The following is a 21,209-nucleotide window of genomic DNA, read 5'->3' as shown; positions in this document are numbered from 1 at the left end:
TCCCTTTGGATGATCAACACCACCCCCGGTGCCGCCCGTTCGAGTGAGAAACGGGCGCCCGGGGCCGCGTGCTGTCCGGCCTCCCGCCGCGGCCTGCCTAGCGTGCCTGTGACCGATCGGCCCTGCCTTCGTTCCCCCGGACGGGGGACTGACCCGAACCGCGCACGGCCCTTCCGATCCGAACCGAGGTGTACGCCCATGGTGGCCCCACCGGACAACGACGTGCTCTGGGCACGAGCCCTGCACTACCGGTACGACGACGGCTCGCCCGCACTGAGCGGGGTCTCGCTCGGCGTCCGGGAGAGCGAGATCCTCGCCGTCGGCGGCCCGCGCGGCAGCGGCAAGACGACCCTGCTGCACTGTCTGTCCGGACTGCTGCCCGCGAAGAGCGGCGAGGTCTGGTTCAACAGCGTGCCCGTGCACACCATGAGCTCCCTCACCCGCGAGCGGCTGCGCCGGGACCGCTTCGGCTGGATCGGCCCGGCCCCGGTGCTGGTGCCCGAGCTGAACGTCTGGGAGAACGCCGCCCTGCCGCTGATGCTGCGCGGCACCGGACGGCGCCGCGCCAGGACGGCGGCCCTGGAGTGGCTGGAGCGCCTGGACATCGGTGACAGCGCCCGCAAGCACCCCGGGGAGCTGACGCAGGCCGAGCGGCAGCGGGTCTGCGTCGCCCGCGCCCTCGCCCCGGCGCCCTCGGTGCTGTTCGCCGACGAGCCGACCGCCCCGCTGCACCGCGTCGACCGCACCCACGTGCTGCGCACGCTCACCACCGCGGCCCGCTCGCACGGCATCACGGTGGTCCTCGCGACCGACGACCCGCAGACCGCGGCCCTCGCCGACCGCACGGTGTCGCTGCTCGACGGGCGACGCGTGCGCACCGTACATCTGCCGCCGGTCGCCGGGACGGCCGAGACGGAAGGCCGGGCGGCATGCTCGCTCTCCGTCTGACCCGAGGCGCCCACCCCGCCGTCCAGTTGCGCCGTCTCCTGGTCGCGTCCGCGTCCGCGGGCACGGGCTTTCTGCTGCTCAGCGCCCTCGGCCACGCGCTGGGCCACCCCGGCCCGTCCTCCTCGGCACTCCGGCTGGCCTGGTGCGCGGTCCCGCTGGCGGCCACGGTGCACTTCGCGGTCGCGGTCGCCCGCACCGATCCGGGCACCCGCCCCCGGCCCGGTCTGTCGGCGATCGGTCTCGGTCCCGCCCGGCTGATGGCGCTCTCCGCGGCCGCCACGGCGCTGTCCTGCGTGCTGGGCTCGATGCTGGCCCTGTTGGTCTTCCTCCATCTGCGCGGCGACCTCACCGGCATGCCCTTCGACGGCGCCGCGACGGACTTCCTCGCCGCCGGACGGCCGCTTCCGCTGCCGGCCGTCCTGACCCTGCTGGCACTTGTGCCGCTGAGTGCGTCGGCGGCCGTGGCGGTGGCGCTGCGGCCGCGCCGGCCGGCGGCGGGCGCGTCCCGCGCGGGACGGGCGTACGGCCGGTTCGGCGCGTACCGGCGTACGGCGGTACGCGAGTCGTTCGGGGCGTACGGACGGTTCGGCAAGCAGCTGGGTACGGCGGCGCGCGGCCGGCGTACGGCCGAGGCGGCACCGGAGCGGGAAGGCGCGGCGGAGGAGGTCCCCGGGACGGCCGCCGACGCCGGGCCCGCCGTACCGCTCGCACCGCCGTCCGGGCTGCCGTGGGGGATCGCGGTGCTGGCGGTCGGTCTGGCCGTGGAGGCCTTCGCGAGCCGTACGGGCGGCGGGGGCACGCCGGGTGACCGGCCCTCCGCGCTGCTCGGTCTGGCCCTGACCGCCGTCGGTCTCGCCCTGGCCGGTCCCGGTCTCACCCATCTGTGCGGCAGGCTGCTGCAGACGGCACGGCCCGGCGCGCTGCGTCTGCTGGCCGGGCGGGTCCTGATGGCCGAGGCCACGCGCATCGGACGCCCGCTGGGCGTGGTCTGCGCGGTGCTGTCGGCCGCGTACGCCATGGCCTCGCTGCACGACCGCGAGGACGCGTCCGCCGGCCCGCTCGTCGTGCTCGGAGTGCTGCTGGTGGCCGGCTGCACGACGGCGACGCTGCTGACGGCCGCCGTCGAGGCCAAGCAGTCCCGCGCCGGCACCACCGCCGCGCTGCGGCGCCTCGGGGCGGCCACGGGAACGCTGCGCCGGGCCGCCGTGCTCCGCGCGGGTGCGCTGCTCGCCCTGTTCGGACCGTTGACCCTGGTCGTGGCCGAGCTGTCGGCGTGGCCGCTGGCCCGCTGAACGGGGCATCCGGGAACCGGTCCGAAAAAGATCTCCGCGGGCCGATGAGTTCCGCGCGGGCCCCCGGTCTACCCCCACGAACGCTACGGAACCGAACGGAAGAGGCCCCGCCATGTACCAGCAGATGATCTTCGTGAACCTGGCCGTCAACGACCTCGACGCCTCGAAGAAGTTCTTCACGGAGCTCGGCTACTCGATCAACGCGCAGTTCAGCGACGAGACCGCCGCGTCGGTCGTGATCAGCGACACGATCGTCGCAATGCTGCTGACCAGGCAGAAGTACGCGGAGTTCACCAAGAAGGAGATCGTGGACTCCACGAAGAGCAGCGAGGTGCTGCTCGCGTTGAGCGCGGAGAGCCGCGAGAAGGTCGACGAGCTGGTGGAGAAGGCCGTCGCGGCGGGCGGCTCGGTCGCCGGCGAGACCCAGGACCACGGCTTCATGTACGGCCGCGCCTTCGACGACCTCGACGGCCACACCTGGGAGGTCATCTGGATGGACCCGGCCGCGGTGCAGGGCTGACGCACACGCGGGTCCAGGGAGTGCCGCTCGGATCCTGCCGGGGCCGCGGACCCGGCGCGCACTCTCCCGGAGGGCGCCGAGCGGCGTCGGCGCCGGTTGCCGGCTCCCCACGCTCGACCGCGCCCGGGTCGGCCACGAGGCACCGTCGCCCGAAGCCGGCCTGGTCCGAACGACGCCCCCTTAGCATGGGCGGGTGCAGACGAGTCCCGCCCATGCCGCCCATCACGGGGACCGCGAGATAGAGACGCTCGAGGAGTTCGACGCGATCGTCTCGTCCCGCAACACACTCTCCGGATTCCGTGTCCAGTCCGTCGATCTGACCGACCGGACACGGGAGTTGCTCACCCACGACACCGCCGGGGCCGTCTTCCTCGGCTGCCGGATGCGCCCCGACGCGGCGGAGAAGCTCCGCGCCGACGGCGCCCTGGTGCTCCCTCCCGTCCCCGGCCTGCCCTTCGACCCGTACCGGGGGCATCTCTACACGCCCGGCGACCTGTTCGCCTCGCTCGACAAGGGCTACGAGGCGACCCCGGACGCGCTGGCCTACACCTGGTTCCAGCGGACCAAGGCGGACGGCGACATCTTCGCCTCCATGCTGCGCGCGGTCCACGACGACTCCATGTCCGACGCCCTGGACGAACTCCTGCGCGGGGCGCGGGTCGTGGGCGTGATGGGCGGTCACGCGATGGCCCGCGGCACCGAGGAGTTCCGGGGTGCCGCCCGGCTCGGGCGGGCGCTGACCCATGCCGGGTTCACGGTGGCGACGGGCGGCGGTCCGGGCGCGATGGAGGCGGCGAACCTCGGCGCCTACGCGGCCCCGTACGACGACGCCGTGCTGGACGAGGCCTGCGAACTCCTCGCCTCCGCGCCCTCGTTCACGCCGTCGATCACCGACTGGGCGCGTGCCGCCTTCGAGGTGCGCACCCGCTGGCCGAAGGGCAACCACTCGATCGGCATCCCCACCTGGTTCTACGGCCACGAGCCGCCGAACGCCTTCGCCTCGCACATCGCGAAGTACTTCGCCAACGCCACCCGTGAGGACGGGCTGCTGGCCCGCTGCGACGCGGGCGTGGTGTTCCTGCCGGGCGCCGCCGGCACCGTACAGGAGATCTTCGACAACGCGACGCCGAACTACTACGGGTCGCGCGGTGAGCCCACGCCCATGGTGCTGGTGAACCGGGCGCACTGGACGGAGAGGCTGCCGGCCTGGCCGCTGCTGCGGTCGCTCGCCCGGGAGCGCTCGATGGAGGCCCGGATCGCCCTGGTCGACCGGATCGAAGAGGCCCCGGAGGCCTTGAAACGTCTGGGCGGTTAATAAGAAGGTAAAGCCCGGCGCCACTGTAGGCATATGCGTTGACACTACTTATGCGGCGCTTATAGACCTGAGAGCCGTACGGGAGTGCTGATGCTCCATCAACACTCCCTCCACCCCCCGCATTTACGCTCTCCCGTAAGGACAAACGTGGCAGTTCTGTCCGTATCCCGCCGTACCGTCGCGCGCTCCGTGCGCGTCCTCGGTGTCGTCTCCGCGTCCGCCGCCCTCGCGATCGGCGTCGCCGGCAGCGCGGCGGCCTGCAACATCACCGAGTTCTCGGCCGAGGCCAAGTGCGTCGGTGACAAGGGCGTCATCACCGTCACCGACAAGGACCCGGCCGGCGTCCCCGCCACCATCACCGTGTTCCTGCAGGACAAGCAGGTCGGCGAGCAGGTGGTCAAGGGCACCGCTGAGGGCACCACCATCACCTTCGAGGAGGACTGGAAGCCGAACGCCGAGTACCGCATCCACGTCGACGCGAAGCCCTACGTCGACGAGGACATCAAGCCGAACCTGGTCACTCCGGCGACGGCCTGCAAGACGGAGGAAGAGGAGCCCCCGGCCGAGGAGGAGCCCAAGCCGACTCCGTCGGAGTCCTCCTCCACCCCGGCCGAGGAGCCCGAGCCGGCCCCTTCGGAGTCGGAGAGCGAGAGCACCGCTCCGGCGGACACCGCGAGCAACGCGCCGTCCCCGGCCGGTGAGTCGAACCTCGCCGAGACCGGTGCCGACTCCAACACCGGTCTGATCGCCGGCATCGCGGCCGCCCTGGTCGTGGCCGGCGGTGGCGCGGTCTTCTTCGGCATGCGCCGCCGCGGGGCGAACAGCCAGCGCTGACGCCTCACGCACGCAGTGGCGGCCCGTCCCCTTTCCCGGGGGCGGGCCGCTTCCGTCGCCGGCGGCTCAGCCGAACGTCGCCCGCTCCAGCCAGAACTCCAGCAGCTTCCGGTCGCCGAGCACCTCGAGTCCGGGGGCGTCCAGCGGCAGCCGGCGGTAGAAGGCGAGGAGCACGGAGGTGAGCGGGCCACGCAGGGCGACGGTGGCCTTCTCGTGGCCGCGCCGCCAGGAGACGCCCTCCTCGCCGAGCTCGATCAGCCACTCCGAGTGAACCTCCGGCCGGGTCCCGGTGGCGTGCAGATGGACGGTGCGCCGGGGCCCGCGCAGGTCGTGCACCGTGTCGTCCGGCAGCGTCCGCTGCGCCCACTCCACGATCTCCAGCCACTCGTCGACCGCGTCGGCGGCGATCTCGGGCGCGACCTCGTAGGGCAGCCCGGCGGACAGGGTGGCGTCCGCGCGGTGGACGGTCACCTCGTGCGTCATACGGCGGGCCCAGAACCCGGCGTTGTGAATCCCTGCCCAGCTCCACACCTTCGCGTCCGGCCCGGCCTCGCGCAGCGCGCCGACGACCAGCTCGCCGGACTCCGCCAGCCAGGCGTCCAGCGCGCCGGGATCGCCCCACGCCCCGGGCCCGTCGAACCCCGGCACCTGATCCTCGGGGACGTCGTCCTCGGCCCCGGTCCGCACCATGACGTCCACCCAGCGCAGGGCGCCGCCGGTATGCCGTACGAGCTGCTCCAGGGACCAGTCGGGCGTGGTGGGCACGGTGCCGGACAGATCGGCGCCGGACGTCACGACCGTCCGCAACTGCCCGACCTGGTGTGCGATTTCCTCGCAGTAGCGATCATGCGCGAGTGATGTCATGCCGCACACCCTAGGCAGCCGCGCTCATCCCAGCACGACGATTTCCGCCGCGTCGAACTCCACGCCGACCTCGTCCCCGGCCTCCGGCGCGGCCCTGAGCGCGCAGGCCGCCTCCAGGCGGGGCGCGTCCTCGAGCTGGAGGTGGACGGTGACATGGGTGCCGCGGAAGGTGCGCGCGGCCACCGTGCAGCGCAGGCCCTCACCGGCCGGGACCAGACGGACACCGGCGGGGCGGACGAGAAGGGTCCGCGTGCCCTGCGGGGCGCCTTCCGGGACGGGGAGCTTGCCCCAGGGGGTCACCGCGACGTCGTCGCCCACCGTGGCCTCGACGACGTTCTCGAAGCCGAGGAAGCGGGCCACGAAGGCGTCGGCCGGACGCTGCCACACCTCGAGCGGCGTACCGGACTGGGCGATCCGTCCGTCCCGCATCACCACCACCCGGTCGGCCAGCGCGAACGCCTCACCCTGGTCGTGGGTCACGGCGAGCACCGTGGTGCCCAACCGGCCGAACAGCTCGCGCAGTTCGACGACCAGCCGTTCCCTGAGCGACCGGTCGAGCTGCCCGAGCGGCTCGTCGAGCATCAGCAGCCGGGGGCTGGGCGCGAGGGCTCGGGCGAGCGCCACGCGCTGCTGTTCACCGCCGGACAGCGCGGCGACGGCGCGTCCGGCCGCGTCCGGCAGTCCCACGAGGTCCAGCAACTCCCGTACGCGGTCCGCCTGTTCGCCCCGCGAGGCACCGTGCATGCGCAGGCCGAAGGCGACGTTGCCGCCCACGTCCCGCTGCGGGAAGAGCTGGTGGTCCTGGAACATCAGCCCGACGCCGCGCTTGTGCGCGGGCACGCCCGACTGGTCGTGCCCGTCGAGCGACACCCGCCCGGCGTCGAGGGGCTGCAGTCCGGCCACCGCCCGCAGCAGCGTGGACTTGCCGCTGCCGCTGGGACCGAGCACGCACACGATCTCGTGCTCCGCGACCCCCAGGTCGACGGCGTCCAGCACCGGCCGCCCGCCGAAGCGGACGGTCGCGGCCTGAAGGCTCAGCAGCATCTAGAACTCCCCGGTCCGGTCGGTCCGCAGCCGCTCGAGGACGAGCAGCGCCACCGCGCACACGATCATCAGAATCGTCGACAGGGCCATCGCCTGGCCGTAGTTGAGGTCCCCGGGCCGCCCCAGCAGCCGCGCCACGGCGACCGGCAGGGTGGGGTTCTCCGGCCGCGCGATGAACACCGTCGCCCCGAACTCGCCCAGCGACACCGCGAACGCGAACCCGGCCGCGATCAGCAGCGCCCGCCGCACCAGCGGCAGGTCCACCTCCCGCCACGCCCGCCACGGCGACGCCCCGAGCACCGCCGCCGCCTCCCGCAGCCGTACGTCCACGGCCCGCAGCACCGGCAGCATCGTCCGTACGACGAAGGGGACGCCGACCAGCGCCTGCGCGAGCGGGACCAGGATCCAGGAGGCGCGGAGGTCCAGCGGCGGCTCGTCGAGGGCGATCAGGAAACCGAAGCCGACGGTCACCGCGGACACCCCGAGCGGCAGCATCAGCAGCGCGTCGAAGCCGCGCACCAGCCGTCCCGCGTCCCGCCGGGTCAGCGCCACGGCGGCGAGGCCGCCGATCACCACGGCGATGGCGGTGGCGGCGACAGCGTACTGGAGCGAGTTGCCGACCGCCTCGATCGGCGCGACCAGGAACACTCCCCCGTCGTCCCGGGTCAGCTCCCGGTAGTAGCCGAGGCCGGCGGCCCCGAAGGAGCGTTCCACCAGCACCGCGAGCGGCAGCAGGAGCAGTACGGCGACGGTGGCGACGACTCCGCCCAGCAGCGCCCACTGCCCGGCGCCGCGCGGCCGGCGTGCGGTCACCGAGGCGTCCACCAGCCGCAGCGCGGTCTCCCGGCGCCGTACGGTCCAGGCGTGCAGGGCGAGGATCGCGCCCACCGCAACGAACTGGATCATCGTCAGGACGGCGGCCGTGGACAGGTCGAAGATCTCGGAGGTCTGCCGGTAGATCTCCACTTCGAGGGTGGAGAAAGTCGGCCCGCCGAGGATCTGCACCACACCGAAGGAGGTGAAGGTGAACAGGAAGACCATCAGCGCCGCCGCCGCCACGGCGGGCGCGAGCGCGGGCAGGGTGACGGTCCGCCAGGCCGCGAACCGCGAGGCGCCGAGCATCCGCGCGGCCTCCTCCTGCCGCGGGTCGAGCTGGGACCACAGCCCGCCCACGGTGCGTACGACGACGGCGTAGTTGAAGAAGACGTGCGCGAGCAGGATCGCCCACACGGTGGTGTCCAGCCGCAGACCCCACAGCTCGTCGAGGAGTCCGCCGCGTCCGACGAGCGCCATGAACGCCGTACCGACGACGACCGTCGGCAGCACGAACGGCACGGTGACCACGGCCCGCAGCACCTGCTTGCCGGGGAAGTCGAAACGGGCGAAGACATACGCGCCGGGCAGGGCGACCAGCAGGGTGAGGGCGGTCGAGAGCAGGGCCTGCCAGGTGGTGAACCACAGGACCTGCCGGACGTCGGACTGCGCCAGTACGTCCCCGATCCGCCCGAGGTGCCAGGTCCCGTCGGCCTTCAGTCCGCGCGCGACGATCGCGGTGACGGGGTAGGCGAAGAAGACGGCGAAGAACGCGACGGGCACGGCCATCAGGCCGAGCCGCGCCGCGCTCCCGCGCCGCCCCGCCGCGGTCCGCGTCACTTCAGTACGAGCGAGGCCCACGACTTGACCCACTGGTCACGGTTGGTGGCGATCTTCTCCGGGTCCATCGTCTGCGGGTCCTTCGCCTGCGGTCCGAACTTCACGAACTCCTCGGGCACCTGGGCGGCCTCCCGCACCGGGTACACGAACATGTTGAGCGGCATGTCGTCCTGGAACCGCTTGCTGATCAGGAAGTCCAGCAGCGCCTTGCCGCCCTCGGGGTTCTTCGCGTTGTCCAGCAGGCCCGCGTACTCGACCTGGCGGAAGCAGGTGCCCTCGGCGACGCCGGTGGGGGCGGTGTCCGGCTTGGGGTCGGCGTAGATGACCTCGGCGGGCGGCGAGGAGGCGTAGGACACCACCAGCGGACGGTCGGCCTTGGCCTTCCTGCCGCCGGCCGAGCCGGAGAACTCCTCGTTGTAGGCCTGCTCCCAGCCGTCGACCACCTTCACGCCGTTGGCCCTGAGCTTCTTCCAGTAGTCCTGCCAGCCCTCGTCGCCGTACTCGGCTGCCGTGCCGAGCAGGAAGCCGAGGCCGGGCGAGGAGGTGGAGGCGTTCTCGGTGACGAGGAGGTCCTTGTACTCGGGCTCGACCAGGTCGTCGAGGCTCTTCGGCGGGGTCAGGCCGTGCTCGCTGAACCACGCCTTGTCGTAGTTGACGCAGACGTCACCGCTGTCGACGGGGGTGACCCGGTGCTTGTCCTGGTCCACCCGGTACTCGGGCAGGATCAGATCGGAGCCCTTCGCCTCGTACGGCTGGAACAGCCCGTTGTCGAGGGCGCGGGAGAGCAGGGTGTTGTCGACGCCGAAGAAGACATCGCCCTGGGGGTTGTCCTTGGTGAGGATGGCCTTGTTCACGGCCTGCCCGGCGTCGCCGTCCTCGAGGACCTTCAGCTGGTAGCCGGACTGCTTCTCGAAGGCGGCGACGACGTCCTTCGACACGGCCCACGAGTTGTGGCTGACGAGGGTCACGGTCTTGGACGACCCGCCCCCGCTCGAGTCGTCGCCGTCGGACGACCCGCACGCGGACAGCGTGACCAGCCCCAGCCCGACGGCCAGGACCGTGACCTTCTTGGTGATGCCCACTTGATTCCTCCTGGAGTGACCAGGAAGAGACGCGGCCCTGCCCGGGACCCCTCTGAGAGGTCCCGGGCAGGGCGCAACAGCTCGAGTGATGACCGATCTCCCTACCCAGAATGACCTGGGCGAGGTTCGGAGGGTCTGCGGCCGGTGCCGCACTCTCAGCGCTGTGGCGCTCCCCTGTCGGAATATGAAGATGTGCTTACGCGAGTCACATTACCTCTCGCTCGCGGCGAGCTGACCACACGCCCCGTCGATCTCCTGTCCACGGGTGTCCCGGATCGTCACCGGCACGCCGTGCGCGGCGATCGCCTCCACGAACGCCTTCTCGTCCTCGGGGCGGGAGGCGGTCCACTTGGAGCCGGGCGTGGGGTTGAGCGGGATGAGGTTGACGTGCACCGGCCGGCCCTTGAGCATCCGTCCGAGGCGGTCGCCGCGCCAGGCCTGGTCGTTGATGTCCCGGATGAGCGCGTACTCGATGGACAGCCGCCGCCCGGAGGTGGCCGCGTACTCGAACCCGGCGTCGAGGACCTCGCGCACCTTCCACCGCGTGTTCACGGGGACGAGGGTGTCGCGCAGCTCGTCGTCGGGGGCGTGCAGCGAGATGGCGAGCCGGCACTTGAAGCCCTCGCCGGTGAACCGGTGGATGGCCGGGACGAGACCGACGGTGGACACGGTGATCCCGCGCTGGGACAGCCCGAGCCCGTCCGGCTCGGGGTCGGTGAGGCGACGGATGGCCCCGACGACCCGGTTGTAGTTGGCGAGCGGCTCACCCATGCCCATGAAGACGATGTTGCTCAGCCGCGCCGGGCCACCGGGCACCTCGCCGTCCCGGAGCGCCCGCATCCCGTCCACGATCTGGTGCACGATCTCGGCGGTGGACAGGTTCCGGTCGAGGCCGGCCTGCCCGGTCGCGCAGAACGGGCAGTTCATGCCGCAGCCGGCCTGGGAGCTGATGCACATCGTCACCCGGTCCGGATAACGCATGAGCACGGACTCGACGAGCGTCCCGTCGAACAGCTTCCACAGCGTCTTACGGGTGGTGCCCTGGTCGGTCGACAGATGCCGTACGACCGTCATCAGCTCGGGAAGCAGTGCCTCCTGGAGCCTGCCGCGCGAACCGGCCGGGATGTCGGTCCACTGCTCCGGGTCGTGCGCGTACCGCGCGAAGTAGTGCTGCGAGAGCTGCTTGGCGCGGAACGGCTTCTCACCGGCCGCGGCGACCGCCTCCTTGCGCTCGGCGGGCGTGAGGTCGGCAAGGTGCCGCGGCGGCTTCTTGGCTCCGCGCGGCGCGACAAAAATGAGTTCTCCGGGCTTAGGCATGGCTCTACCAGTGTCGCAGATCCACACGGGTGGCCCGGTCGGACTCGGAACAGGCCGGCGATCACGACGAAGACGTTGGCGACGTGGCTCTTCGTGCGGTGCCATGGGCCGCAGTAGCGGCGCGGCCTGCGGCGGCCCTTCTGGTCGAGGAGCGCCTCGCACCATCGACACGGCAGGTCACCGCAGTACCTGCCGTCGTCCCCCCGCCTCGCCTGCGCCATGGAGCGGCCTTGGCCCTCCCGGACAGCGGCGGACCCCCGCCCGGAGAGGACGGGGGCCCGAATCCGGCCACGCGGGTACGGGTCAGCCGGACCCGACGAACAACACCAGCAACAGCCACACCACCGGTGCCGTGGGCAGCAGCGAGTCCAGACGGTCCATGATGCCGCCATGGCCGGGAAGCAGCGTGCCCATGTCCTTGATGCCCAGATCGCGTTTGATCATGGACTCGCCGAGGTCACCCAGTGTGGCGCTGACCGCGACCGCGAGGCCCAGGAGCAGGCCCTGCCACCAGCTGCCGTCGTCGATCAGGTACTGCATGCACAACGCGCCTGCGGCCATCGCGAAGGTCACCGCGCCCAGCAGGCCCTCGCGGGTCTTGCCGGGGCTGATGCGCGGGGCGAGCTTGGTCCTGCCGAAGCGCCAGCCGACCGCGTACGCGCCGGTGTCGCTGACGACCGTCAGCAGCAGGAAGGTCAGGACGCGCCACGCGCCGTCGTCGGCGGTGAGCATCATGGCGACGAAGGTCGCCAGGAACGGCACGTAGAACACCGCGAAGACGCCCGCCGTGACGTCCTTGAGGTAGCCCTCGGGCGGCGCCGCCATACGCCAGACCAGCACCGCCAGCGCGGTGAGCGCCATGGCGACCCACGCGCCCTCGTCCCCCCGGGCGTACCCGGTGACGACCATGGCCGCACCGCCCAGCGCGAGCGGCACCAAGGGCGCCTTGATGCCCTTGCGCTCCTGCAGCCGCGACGTCAGCTCCCACAGGCCCACCACCACGGCGACGGCGACCACGCCGACGAAGACGGCCTTGACGACGAACAGCGACGCGACGATCACCACGCCGAGTCCGACGCCGACACCTATCGCGGCACCCAGATCGCGCCCCGCGCTCTTCTTCTGCGGTGCGGGCGCCGGCTGCGGGGCGTCGGGCATGGGCTCCGGATTCTGCGGCACCTCCCCCGGAAGGGGGCGGGCCCGCGTCGGCTCGTCTCGGAACAAGGGGCCGCTCAGCCGGACGGCCCCCCGGTCCACATCCTGGTCTCCGCCGTGTTCGGTTACGTCGGGCACGATGGGCATGGGACGCGTGTGCTGCGCGTTGTGCGCATCGTACGCGTGACCCGCCGGGGCAGCCCCCCGGCCGGGCCCGTGATCGGACGACCCCCAGTACCCGGTCTGCGGCGTCCCCCAGGAAGATTCGTTCATCAGACCTCGAGCAGCTCCGCTTCCTTGTGCTTCAGGAGCTCGTCCACCTGGGCGACGTACTTCGCGGTGGTGTCGTCGAGCTCCTTCTCCGCACGGCGGCCCTCGTCCTCGCCGACCTCGCCGTCCTTGATCAGCTTGTCGATGGCGTCCTTGGCCTTGCGGCGGACGGAGCGGATGGAGACCTTCGCGTCCTCACCCTTGGTCTTGGCGACCTTGATGTAGTCACGGCGGCGCTCCTCGGTGAGCTCGGGGAACACCACACGGATGATGTTGCCGTCGTTGCTCGGGTTGACGCCCAGGTCGGAGTCGCGGATCGCCTGCTCGATGTTACGCAGCGCGCTCTTGTCGAACGGGGTCACCACGGCCATGCGCGGCTCGGGCACGGAGAACGAGGCCAGCTGGTTGATCGGCGTCAGCGCGCCGTAGTAGTCGGCCACGATCTTGTTGAACATCGCCGGGTGCGCACGGCCGGTGCGGATCGCGGCGAAGTCCTCCTTGGCGACCACGACGGCCTTCTCCATCTTCTCCTCGGCCTCGAGGAGGGTCTCTTCGATCACCACTTGCTCCTGCGTGTCTTGAGTAGGCCCGGCCGCGGTTCCTCATCGGGGGCGGCGGCCGGCTGCGTCGCGTCTTCTTCCTGCACGGTTCCCGACCGGCAGGACATTGTCCATCCCCCGGTCAGTTGCGGCCGGCTTGGTCGCCCACCAGCGTGCCGATCTTCTCACCCTTGACGGCGCGGGCGATATTGCCCTCCTTCAGAAGCTCGAAGACGACGATCGGGAGGCTGTTGTCACGGCAGAGCGTGACGGCCGTGGCGTCGGCGACCTTCAGGTCCCGGGTGATGACCTCGCCGTAGCCGAGCGCGTCGAACTTCACGGCGTCCGGGTTGGTCTTCGGGTCGGAGTCGTAGACGCCGTCCACACCGTTCTTGCCCATGAGCAGTGCCTCGGCGTCGATCTCCAGGGCGCGCTGGGCGGCGGTGGTGTCGGTGGAGAAGTACGGCATGCCCATTCCGGCACCGAAGATGACCACGCGGCCCTTCTCCAGGTGCCGTACGGCGCGCAGCGGGATGTAGGGCTCGGCGACCTGCCCCATGGTGATGGCGGTCTGCACGCGGCAGTCGACGCCCTCCTTCTCCAGGAAGTCCTGGAGGGCGAGGCAGTTCATCACGGTGCCGAGCATGCCCATGTAGTCGGAGCGGGCGCGGTCCATGCCGCGCACCTGGAGCTCGGCGCCGCGGAAGAAGTTGCCGCCGCCGATGACGATCGCGATCTGCGCGCCGTCCCGTACGACGGCCGCGATCTCACGCGCGATGGCGTGCACCACGTCGGGGTCGACGCCCAGGCCCCCGCCACCGGAGAAGGCCTCTCCGGACAGCTTCAGCAGAAACCGGCCGCTTACTTTGCCGTCGTCGCTCTTCTCAGCCTTGGTGGTCATCGGGGATCCCGCCTCTTTCACGTGTTGCACATACGAAGAAGGCCATTGCCGGTGGGGCGTGGTTCGCATCCCATGCGGCAATGGCCTCCTCGTCAGATCTGCTGTCGTCCGGCACGCGCGCGTGGACGCGTGTCCGAACGACTGCTGTCGACCCTATCGGGGTCGCGCGCCCGTCGCGGTACGGACTCAGATGCCGACCTTGATGCGCGTGAAGCGCTTCAGGGTGACACCGGCCTCGTCCAGGACCTTCTGGACGGACTTCTTGTTGTCCAGCGCGTAGGGCTGGCCGAGCAGCGTGGCGTCCTTGAAGAAGCCGTTGAGGCGACCCTCGACGATCTTCGGCAGGGCGGCCTCGGGCTTGCCCTCGGCGCGGGTGGTCTCCTCGGCGACACGGCGCTCGGACTCGACGACCTCGGCCGGCACGTCGTCCTTGGAGAGGTACTTCGGCGCGAAGGCGGCGATGTGCTGGGCGACGCCCTTGGCGATCTCCGCATTCGGCTTGTCGAACTCGACGAGGACACCGATCTGCGGGGGCAGGTCGGGCATCGTGCGGTGCATGTACGCCGACACGTAGCCGTCGGCGAACTGGGCGAAGCGGTCCAGGACGATCTTCTCGCCCAGGTTGGCGTTGGCCTCGTCCACGAACGCCTGGACGGTCTTGCCGGCCTCGATCTCGGAGGCGAGCAGGGCCTCGAGGTCGGCCGGGGAGGTCTTGACGACGTGCTCGGCGATGGCGGTGGCCACGGCCTGGAACTTGTCGCCCTTGGCGACGAAGTCCGTCTCGCACTTCAGCTCGACGAGGACGCCGGAGGAGTTGTCGTCGGCGATGATCGAGACCACGGCGCCGTTCTCGGCGGAGCGGCCCTCGCGCTTGGCGACGCCCTTCTGGCCCTTGATACGGAGCGCCTCGACGGCCTTCTCGACGTTGCCCTCGGCCTCGTCCAGCGCCTTCTTGCAGTCCATCATGCCGGCGCCGGTGAGCTCCCGGAGCTTCTTGACGTCGGCGGCGGTGTAGTTCGCCATGAGTCTGTGAATCTTTCTCGAAGTCTGGAGGATCGGAGATCCGCGAGGTCAGGGACCTGCTCGAGGGCAGGTGCCCGACGCACCGCCGACCTACGGGTGAACGGCGGGAGCGGATGTGATGTCACCGCTCCCGCCGTCATCGGCTCTGACTGGGCGGTCAGGCCTGCTCGGCCTCGGCGGCGGGAGCTGCCTCGGCGGCGGGGGCCTCCTCAGCCGGCTTCTCGGCCTCGGCGGCGGGGGCCTCCTCAGCCGGCTTCTCGGCCTCGGCGGCGGGGGCCTCCTCAGCCGGCTTCTCGGCCTCGGCGGCGGCCGGAGCAGCCTCGTCGGCCTTCTTCTCGCCCTCGAGCAGGTCGCGCTCCCACGCGGCGAGCGGCTCGCCGGCGGCCTTGTCACCCTTGTCACCGGTGGCGGCACCGGAGCGGGAGATGAGGCCCTCGGCGACGGCGTCGGCGATCACACGGGTGAGCAGGGTGACGGAGCGGATCGCGTCGTCGTTGCCCGGGATCTTGTAGTCGACCTCGTCGGGGTCACAGTTGGTGTCGAGGATGGCGACGACCGGGATGTTGAGCTTCCGGGCCTCGCCGACCGCGATGTGCTCCTTCTTGGTGTCCACGATCCAGACGGCGCTGGGCACCTTGGACATCTCGCGGATACCGCCGAGGGTCTTCTCCAGCTTGGCCTTCTCGCGGGAGAGGACCAGCAGCTCCTTCTTGGTGAGGCCGGAGGCGGCCACGTCCTCGAAGTCGATCTGCTCGAGCTCCTTGAGGCGCTGCAGACGCTTGTAGACGGTCGAGAAGTTGGTGAGCATGCCGCCCAGCCAGCGCTGGTTGACGTAGGGCATGCCGACGCGGGTGGCCTGCTCGGCGATGGCCTCCTGCGCCTGCTTCTTCGTGCCGACGAACATGACCGTGCCGCCGTGGGCGACGGTCTCCTTGACGAACTCGTAGGCGCGGTCGATGTACGACAGCGACTGGAGCAGGTCGATGATGTAGATGCCGTTGCGCTCCGTGAAGATGAAGCGCTTCATCTTCGGGTTCCAACGACGGGTCTGGTGACCGAAGTGGACGCCGCTTTCCAGCAGCTCCCGCATCGTGACGACGGCCATGGCCGTATCTCCTTGAATTTCTCGGTTGTGCCGCGGATGCCGGACGGCTTCCGCGCCTGACGCCCACGACGCGCCGTTGCCACGAAGGACCGAGGGGCGCTGACATCCGGGTTCCGGCCGTGACCGGTCCTGATGTCGGGGCGTGCGAAGTCGACCCGGTGGCCCGGGTCGCCACCAGAATTGTACGGGACCCGCGGGGCGCCGGGTGACGCCGTTGTCCACAACCGGGCGGTGGTCCACAGGTCCGGGCGCTGATCACGGAGGTCCGGAAGGCTCTGCGGCATGCGAATGAGTGCATTCACGAGGGCGTGTACGCGGTTGGTCCTTCTGGTGGTCCTGACCCTGGCGGTGCTGCTGGCCCCGCCCCCGTCGAGCCTGTCGTCGACGGGGGCGGTGACGCCGGAGGGCGAGGACGCCGGGACTCCGGCCGTCGGACGGGCGTGGCCGGTGGGGGTACGACCGCGGGTACTGCGCGGCTGGGAGCCGCCGGCGACGGTGTACGGGCGCGGACACCGGGGCGTGGACCTGGCGGCTCCACCGGGGACACCGGTACGGGCGGTGGCGGCGGGCCGGGTCTCCTTCGCGGGCCGGGTGGCCGGAAAGGGCGTCGTCTCGGTGGAGCTGACCGGTACGGGTGACCCGCCGTTGCGCACCACCTACGAACCGGTCCGCGCGTCGGTGACCGAGGACGACGAGGTGACGGCGGGCGAGGTGATCGGCACGGTGGCCCTCACGGGCTCCCACTGCGCGGCCCCATGCGTCCACTGGGGCCTGCTGAGGGGTGACACCTACCTGAATCCGCTCACCCTGCTGCCCCCGCGGCTCCTGCGCAGGGGCCCGTCGAGACTGCTGCCGGTGCTGGGGGTACCGGTGCCGGACTGAGGCGTACGGGACATCTCGTGTCGGTGCGGTCGGGGCGGGGCCGTCCCAGGTGCGACCGGCCCGCGTGCGGTTCCCGCCCTCCTGGATGCGTGCAGCCGGTCACCCGGGGAAGGCCGTCCCGGACCGGCGTGCGCCGACTCGGCCGCGGGCCCCGTGACTCCCGATGACGCGCCGCACCGCACCGGCCGGGAACAGCCGGAACAACCGGAACAGCCGGGCCCGGCACGGCCGGATCCTCAGGCGGCCGGATCCGGGAATCGCCGCCGAGCGGCCTCCGGAGAGGTGACCCGCGCCGGGCCCGATAACACGCCCGTCAGCCCCGTACGCCCCGGAGTGCCATCGAGACCGCCGCTTCCGTGATCGCGTCCGGGTGCTCCGCCGCGCCCAGCTCGATGCGGCGTACGGCCGCGTCGACCACACCCTGGAGGAGCATCGCCGCGAGGCGGGGCTCGGCATGGCCCAGGTCCGCCAGGGCCTCGACGATCATCGCGATGAGTCCGCCGTGGGCCGCGCGGATCTTCTCCCGGGCGCCGGCGTCGAGTTCGCTCGCGGAGATCGCGACCACGGCGCGGTGCCGTCGGTCCCCGACCAGTTCCAGCTGCTTGCGGACGTACGCCTCGATCTTGGCCTCGGCACCGTCGGCGACCGCCATCGTCGCCTCGACCTCCGCCGCCCAGACCGGGAAGTCGACCTCGCACAGCTCCTCGACCACGGCGGCCCGCGAGCGGAAGTACTCGTACACGGACGAGCGCGCGAGGCCGGTGCGCTCGGCGAGGGCCGGGAAGGTCAGTGCCTCCGTCCCGCCCTCGGACAGCAGGGAGCGTGCCGCGTCCAGCAGGGCGGCTCGCTGCATCGACCGGTGCTCGGCCACGGAGGCCGCTCGAATCCTTGGCACGTCGTCCACTTTACGGACGCCCCGCCCCTGGCGGCCAGGGGATCGGCCGGCTCCGCGTCCGCCGGGCTCAGCGGCCGAAACCCGCCAGCTTCGCGCGCAGCTGCAGCACGGACTTGGTGTGGATCTGGCTGACCCGGCTCTCGGTCACGCCCAGTACATTGCCGATCTCGGCGAGGGTGAGGCCCTCGTAGTAGTACAGGGTGACCACCGTCTTCTCCCGGTCCGGCAGTGTGTTGATGGCCCGCGCGAGGAATCTCCGCAGCTCCCGGTCCTCGGCCACCTCCACCGGATTGTCCGCGGCGGTGTCCTCCAGGGTGTCCATCAGACTCAGCCGGTCGCCGCTCTCGCCCCCGACGTGCAGCAGCTCCTCCAGGGCGACGACGTTCGCGAGCGACAACTGGCTGAAAACCGCGTGCAGCTCGTCCACGGCGATACCCATCTCGCCGGCGACCTCGCTCTCGGAGGGGGTGCGCCGCAGCCGCGCCTCCAGCGTGGCGTAGGCGCGCTCCACGTTGCGCGCCTTCTGCCGTACCGAGCGCGGGATCCAGTCCAGCGCCCGCAGCTCGTCGATCATCGCGCCCCGGATGCGGGTGATCGCGTAGGTCTCGAACTTGATCTCCCGGTCGACGTCGAACTTCTCGATCGCGTCGATCAGCCCGAAGACCCCGGAGGAGACGAAGTCCGCCTGGTCGACATTGGGCGGCAGCCCCACGCTGACCCGGCCGGCGACGTATTTCACCAGCGGCGAGTAGTGCAGGATCAGCTGTTCCCGCAGCCGTTCTTCCCCCGTCGCCTTGTACGACCGCCACAGCTCGTCGAGCGTCGAGGGAGCGGGCGGCCGCACGCTGCCACCGTCGCGGGCGGCTGGGGGGATCGCCGCCCGGTCGGACCCGGAGGTGTGCTGGGGCATTCGTCGCCTTGTGCCGTTCTGCCGTGGACTGGTGCTGCCTGGGTGCGCTGTCTGTCCGATGTCTGGGTGCCTGTCCTTGCCTGTCCGTGTCGGGACCCTCGTGAGCGTAGCGTGACTGCGGCGTCGCGGTGTGCGAAGAAGGGAGGTAGGACCGTGCGCAGATGCGTTCCGGGTGCCGTTCCACCGGGGCACACCCGTCGCTCTGAGTGATCGACGGGGTAGCCCAACTGACGTAAATTCCAAGGGATGTCGGGGTTCCCCCGGACGGCCGAACACGCTGTGTCAGCAGGGCTCGGGACCGTCCCGGACCGGGATCGTCGCCTGGCGCGTCAACTTCCAGCCGTCGCCGTGTCGTTCGACGTAACCAAGTGCTCGCAGTTCGTACAGTCGCGCGATCGCGTCGTCCGGGGTGGTCTGCGCGGCGAGCGCGATCTCCTCCGGCCGGGCCGTTCCGCGCCCCGGCAGCGCGGCGAGGACCTGTTGTCCGGCCGGGTCGAGCAGGTCCCGGGGCAGCACCGGCCCCCGGCGTTCCGGCGCGAGTTCGCCCATGTCGCCGACCAGCTCGACGACCTCGGCGGCATCGGTGACCAGCACCGCGTCCTGCCGCAGCAGCTCGTGCACCCCGGCGGAGAGTCCGCTGGTGGCCGGCCCCGGGACGCCTGTTTCTGCAGGTGCCGCTTCGGCTCCCGTATCGGCGTCGGTCAAGACGCGCGGGTCCACACGGCCCTCCACCCGGAACGGCGGCACCAGGGACGGCGTCCACACTGGCTGACCCGTGTTCGGCAGGACGGCCATGATCGCGTCCCAGACGCCTTCAGTGCGCCACCGCTTGTAACGGCTGTGGATGCTCTTCCACAGGCCGAACCGCTCGGGCAGGTCCTCCCAGCGGCACCCGGTGCGCGCCTTGTAGAACATTGCGTCGAGCATCGGGCGGCTCGGGATGAGCCGACGGTTCGGGTGCTCCGGCTCCCACGCCTTCACGATCGGCTCGACCAGGGCCCACGCCTCGTCGGTCAGCCCGTCCGGCACCAGCCGGTCATGTTCCTTGAACCACTCCGCCATTGAGCACGACAGCCCGAGCTTGGGCTTGGGCACCGGCCCGGTAATGGTGACCCGCACGTCCAGCAGTGCCAAGACCTCGGCCTGCTCGGCGGGGTCCATGTCGGCCAGCCGGGTGCGCGCCACGGTCGCCAGCGCTTCCAGGTCGCGCGCACGCTGCGCGGTGGCCTCGGTCTCCTCCATCCACTGGGCGGCCTCGTCGCGCATCGCCTGGAGCTGCTCCAGCTCCTCGGTCAGTGCGCGGGTGGCCGCCTGCACAGCAACCGCCGGAAGACCCGCCTTGGCGTAGTCGGTGACGGTGGTGGTGATGGCCTGCTCGCGCTCCTTGATCTGGCGGTCCAGGTCGGCGATCCGGTCGGCGTGGTTGGTCTGGTCGCCCTGGGCCATGCCGACCCACTCGGCGGCCATCGCCTTCAGGCGTTCCGGGTCCCCCAGCAGGTTGACCACCTCGCCCCAGACGGCGGCCTCCATCGCGTCAGCGTCCACCATCTTGCAGGCGCACGTCGGGTCCCCCGGGTACTTCGCGGCCAGCCCGGTGCAGCGGTACCAGCGACCCGGGCGGCTGGTGCGCGCCATGCCGACGTGATGCGAGTTGCAACCGGTGTGTTCGTTGAACAGTCGCTTCGAGAGCGGGTAGCCCTGCGGCTTCGGTTTGGGCTTGCCGTTGCCGAGCCGCCCCATGGCCCGGCCGAGGTCGGCGGCCTCCTCCGGCGTGAAGATCGGGTCCAGCTTGATGGTGACGGTCGGCCCATGCTTGGCCGTTCCGTCCTTATTAAGGGCTGCGCCGTGTCCGGCGTGTGCCCGGTTCGGGTTCCGGAAGGTCACGACCGCCTTGAGCGTCGATTCGCTGATGAGCTTGGCCCGAAGGTTCGAGTGCGACCAGGGCTTACCGGATCGGGTGAGCATCCCGAGCGCGTTGAGCCGCTGTGCCATCTCGCGCGTGTTCAGTCCCTCTTCTACGGCCATCGTGCGCGCGGCCTTCAAGATGGCCGCCTCGTGTTCGTCGATGACCAGGAACGACCCGCGCTTGCCCTTGCCCTCGATGCGGTAGCCGTACGGCGGTGCACCCCCAGGCCACCCGCCCGATTCGGCCTTCTTCTGGAGACCGCCCTGGGTGCGCTCGCGGATCAGGTTGTACTCCATCTCCGCGAGGGCCGCGTACTGCTGCAACATGAACTTGCCGTGCGTGGTGGTGGTGTCGATGTCCTGGGTGACCGACACGATCGCGGTTTCGAGGTCTTCGAGCTGCCAGACCCACCGCCAGAAGGCGCGACCCGTCCGGCCGACTCGGTCGAACTTGTGGACCACGACCACGTCGACCAAGCCGGCCTTCACGTCGGCCATCAGCCGATCGAAGCCGGGGCGCTTGGTCAGCGAGCCACTGACGCCCTCGTCCTTATAGACGTCGTGCAGCCGCCAGCCCTTGCTCTCGACGTAGGCCCGGCAGGCGTCGTCTTGAACGTCGAGGCCGTAGCCGCGCGTCTGCTCCTCGGTGCTGACGCGCTCCAGGATGGCGGCCCTCATGACCGCCGTGCTTTGCTGGTTCACGCTGGGTTTCTCTCCTTAGTTCTCAGCGTTGCGGCCCGGCCGGGGGTGCCACC

18 protein-coding genes, 2 pseudogenes and 1 riboswitch are annotated in these 21,209 nt (G+C 71.0%); of the genes and pseudogenes, 6 read left to right on the top strand and 14 right to left on the bottom strand.

Translation table 11 applies throughout. The features are described 5' to 3' along the window. The first annotated feature begins 198 nt into the window (after positions 1–198). The 5 genes from ACH4VX_RS13495 (at position 199) to ACH4VX_RS13475 (ending at position 4,909) form a co-directional block, all read left to right on the top strand. Complete coding sequence (locus tag ACH4VX_RS13495; protein WP_398367534.1) at positions 199–948, top strand: ABC transporter ATP-binding protein; 750 nt, start codon at positions 199–201, stop codon at positions 946–948. Next, complete coding sequence (locus ACH4VX_RS13490; RefSeq protein ID WP_398367533.1) at positions 930–2,240, top strand: hypothetical protein; 1,311 nt, start codon at positions 930–932, stop codon at positions 2,238–2,240. Before ACH4VX_RS13495 ends, ACH4VX_RS13490 begins: the two co-directional genes overlap by 19 nt. 112 nt (positions 2,241–2,352) lie before the next feature. Next, complete coding sequence (locus tag ACH4VX_RS13485) at positions 2,353–2,760, top strand: VOC family protein (RefSeq protein WP_398367532.1); 408 nt, start codon at positions 2,353–2,355, stop codon at positions 2,758–2,760. Between the two features lie 193 nt (positions 2,761–2,953). Next, positions 2,954–4,075 (top strand): LOG family protein, encoded by a 1,122-nt coding sequence (locus tag ACH4VX_RS13480; RefSeq protein ID WP_398367531.1) that lies wholly within the window; start codon positions 2,954–2,956, stop codon positions 4,073–4,075. A gap of 147 nt (positions 4,076–4,222) precedes the next feature. After that, on the top strand, positions 4,223–4,909 hold the full coding sequence (locus tag ACH4VX_RS13475; protein WP_398367530.1) for an LAETG motif-containing sortase-dependent surface protein: 687 nt from the start codon (positions 4,223–4,225) through the stop codon (positions 4,907–4,909). Between the two features lie 66 nt (positions 4,910–4,975). Here the strand turns inward: ACH4VX_RS13475 and ACH4VX_RS13470 are convergent, their stop codons facing one another. The 10 genes from ACH4VX_RS13470 to rpsB form a co-directional block, all read right to left on the bottom strand. Beyond that, the gene (locus ACH4VX_RS13470) at positions 4,976–5,773 is read right to left on the bottom strand and encodes a maleylpyruvate isomerase family mycothiol-dependent enzyme (protein ID WP_398367529.1); all 798 of its coding nucleotides are present in this window, start codon (positions 5,771–5,773) and stop codon (positions 4,976–4,978) included. Positions 5,774–5,797: 24 nt separating this feature from the next. Beyond that, positions 5,798–6,817 (bottom strand): ABC transporter ATP-binding protein, encoded by a 1,020-nt coding sequence (locus ACH4VX_RS13465; protein WP_398367528.1) that lies wholly within the window; start codon positions 6,815–6,817, stop codon positions 5,798–5,800. Further along, positions 6,818–8,419 carry an ABC transporter permease gene (locus ACH4VX_RS13460; RefSeq protein WP_398367606.1) on the bottom strand — a complete coding sequence of 534 codons (1,602 nt, stop codon included), beginning with the start codon at positions 8,417–8,419 and terminating at the stop codon, positions 6,818–6,820. Positions 8,420–8,466: 47 nt separating this feature from the next. Then, positions 8,467–9,552 (bottom strand): thiamine ABC transporter substrate binding subunit, encoded by a 1,086-nt coding sequence (locus tag ACH4VX_RS13455; RefSeq protein WP_398367527.1) that lies wholly within the window; start codon positions 9,550–9,552, stop codon positions 8,467–8,469. Between the two features lie 80 nt (positions 9,553–9,632). Then, a riboswitch (TPP riboswitch) is annotated at positions 9,633–9,738 on the bottom strand. Between the two features lie 24 nt (positions 9,739–9,762). After that, positions 9,763–10,869 (bottom strand): 23S rRNA (adenine(2503)-C(2))-methyltransferase RlmN, encoded by a 1,107-nt coding sequence (gene rlmN / locus ACH4VX_RS13450; protein ID WP_398367526.1) that lies wholly within the window; start codon positions 10,867–10,869, stop codon positions 9,763–9,765. A 303-nt stretch (positions 10,870–11,172) separates the two neighbouring features. Beyond that, entirely contained in the window at positions 11,173–12,297 is a 1,125-nt protein-coding gene (locus ACH4VX_RS13445) for a phosphatidate cytidylyltransferase (RefSeq protein ID WP_398367525.1), read from the bottom strand. Beyond that, a complete protein-coding gene (gene frr, locus ACH4VX_RS13440) occupies positions 12,297–12,854 on the bottom strand; it encodes a ribosome recycling factor (RefSeq protein ID WP_131559753.1) in 558 nt (185 codons plus the stop codon). The genes ACH4VX_RS13445 and frr overlap by 1 nt, the downstream gene beginning before the upstream one ends. Before the next feature lie 121 nt (positions 12,855–12,975). Continuing rightward, a complete protein-coding gene (gene pyrH / locus ACH4VX_RS13435; RefSeq protein ID WP_030866081.1) occupies positions 12,976–13,734 on the bottom strand; it encodes a UMP kinase in 759 nt (252 codons plus the stop codon). A gap of 186 nt (positions 13,735–13,920) precedes the next feature. Next, complete coding sequence (gene tsf / locus ACH4VX_RS13430) at positions 13,921–14,757, bottom strand: translation elongation factor Ts (protein WP_398367524.1); 837 nt, start codon at positions 14,755–14,757, stop codon at positions 13,921–13,923. A gap of 157 nt (positions 14,758–14,914) precedes the next feature. Beyond that, positions 14,915–15,862, bottom strand: a complete 948-nt coding sequence (rpsB, locus tag ACH4VX_RS13425) for a 30S ribosomal protein S2 (protein WP_398367523.1) — start codon at positions 15,860–15,862, stop codon at positions 14,915–14,917. A 282-nt stretch (positions 15,863–16,144) separates the two neighbouring features. On the opposite strand from rpsB, the gene ACH4VX_RS13420 reads away from it, so the two are divergent. Beyond that, positions 16,145–16,744, top strand: a complete 600-nt coding sequence (locus tag ACH4VX_RS13420; protein ID WP_398367522.1) for a M23 family metallopeptidase — start codon at positions 16,145–16,147, stop codon at positions 16,742–16,744. Between the two features lie 313 nt (positions 16,745–17,057). Here ACH4VX_RS13420 and ACH4VX_RS13415 read toward each other — a convergent pair whose 3' ends face one another. The 4 genes and pseudogenes from ACH4VX_RS13415 to ACH4VX_RS13400 all read right to left on the bottom strand — a co-directional run. After that, the gene (locus ACH4VX_RS13415; RefSeq protein ID WP_398367605.1) at positions 17,058–17,615 is read right to left on the bottom strand and encodes a TetR/AcrR family transcriptional regulator; all 558 of its coding nucleotides are present in this window, start codon (positions 17,613–17,615) and stop codon (positions 17,058–17,060) included. Between the two features lie 91 nt (positions 17,616–17,706). After that, positions 17,707–18,549, bottom strand: a complete 843-nt coding sequence (gene whiG / locus ACH4VX_RS13410; RefSeq protein WP_398367521.1) for an RNA polymerase sigma factor WhiG — start codon at positions 18,547–18,549, stop codon at positions 17,707–17,709. Positions 18,550–18,831: 282 nt separating this feature from the next. Further along, positions 18,832–19,209, bottom strand: a pseudogene (locus ACH4VX_RS13405) (DNA-protecting protein DprA); the annotation flags it as partial. Between the two features lie 144 nt (positions 19,210–19,353). Then, positions 19,354–21,132: pseudogene (locus ACH4VX_RS13400) on the bottom strand (recombinase family protein); the annotation flags it as partial. Between the last annotated feature and the right edge of the window lie 77 nt (positions 21,133–21,209).

This window comes from Streptomyces sp. NPDC020731, assembly GCF_044334705.1.
Lineage (GTDB): Bacteria > Actinomycetota > Actinomycetes > Streptomycetales > Streptomycetaceae > Streptomyces.
Note: the sequence above shows the minus strand (reverse complement) of the source record. Positions and strands in the feature narration are given on the sequence as shown.

Excerpts from the sequence above, each read along its gene's own strand:
- ACH4VX_RS13495 (WP_398367534.1), top strand. The coding sequence starts at position 199 with ATGGTGGCCCCACCGGACAACGACGTGCTCTGGGCACGAGCCCTGCAC.
- rlmN (WP_398367526.1), bottom strand. The coding sequence starts at position 10,869 with ATGCCTAAGCCCGGAGAACTCATTTTTGTCGCGCCGCGCGGAGCCAAG.
- pyrH (WP_030866081.1), bottom strand. The coding sequence starts at position 13,734 with ATGACCACCAAGGCTGAGAAGAGCGACGACGGCAAAGTAAGCGGCCGG.
- rpsB (WP_398367523.1), bottom strand. The coding sequence starts at position 15,862 with ATGGCCGTCGTCACGATGCGGGAGCTGCTGGAAAGCGGCGTCCACTTC.
- ACH4VX_RS13460 (WP_398367606.1), bottom strand. The coding sequence starts at position 8,419 with ATGGCCGTGCCCGTCGCGTTCTTCGCCGTCTTCTTCGCCTACCCCGTC.
- ACH4VX_RS13485 (WP_398367532.1), top strand. The coding sequence starts at position 2,353 with ATGTACCAGCAGATGATCTTCGTGAACCTGGCCGTCAACGACCTCGAC.
- ACH4VX_RS13465 (WP_398367528.1), bottom strand. The coding sequence starts at position 6,817 with ATGCTGCTGAGCCTTCAGGCCGCGACCGTCCGCTTCGGCGGGCGGCCG.
- whiG (WP_398367521.1), bottom strand. The coding sequence starts at position 18,549 with ATGCCCCAGCACACCTCCGGGTCCGACCGGGCGGCGATCCCCCCAGCC.
- ACH4VX_RS13420 (WP_398367522.1), top strand. The coding sequence starts at position 16,145 with ATGCGAATGAGTGCATTCACGAGGGCGTGTACGCGGTTGGTCCTTCTG.
- ACH4VX_RS13470 (WP_398367529.1), bottom strand. The coding sequence starts at position 5,773 with ATGACATCACTCGCGCATGATCGCTACTGCGAGGAAATCGCACACCAG.
- ACH4VX_RS13490 (WP_398367533.1), top strand. The coding sequence starts at position 930 with ATGCTCGCTCTCCGTCTGACCCGAGGCGCCCACCCCGCCGTCCAGTTG.
- ACH4VX_RS13445 (WP_398367525.1), bottom strand. The coding sequence starts at position 12,297 with ATGAACGAATCTTCCTGGGGGACGCCGCAGACCGGGTACTGGGGGTCG.
- tsf (WP_398367524.1), bottom strand. The coding sequence starts at position 14,757 with ATGGCGAACTACACCGCCGCCGACGTCAAGAAGCTCCGGGAGCTCACC.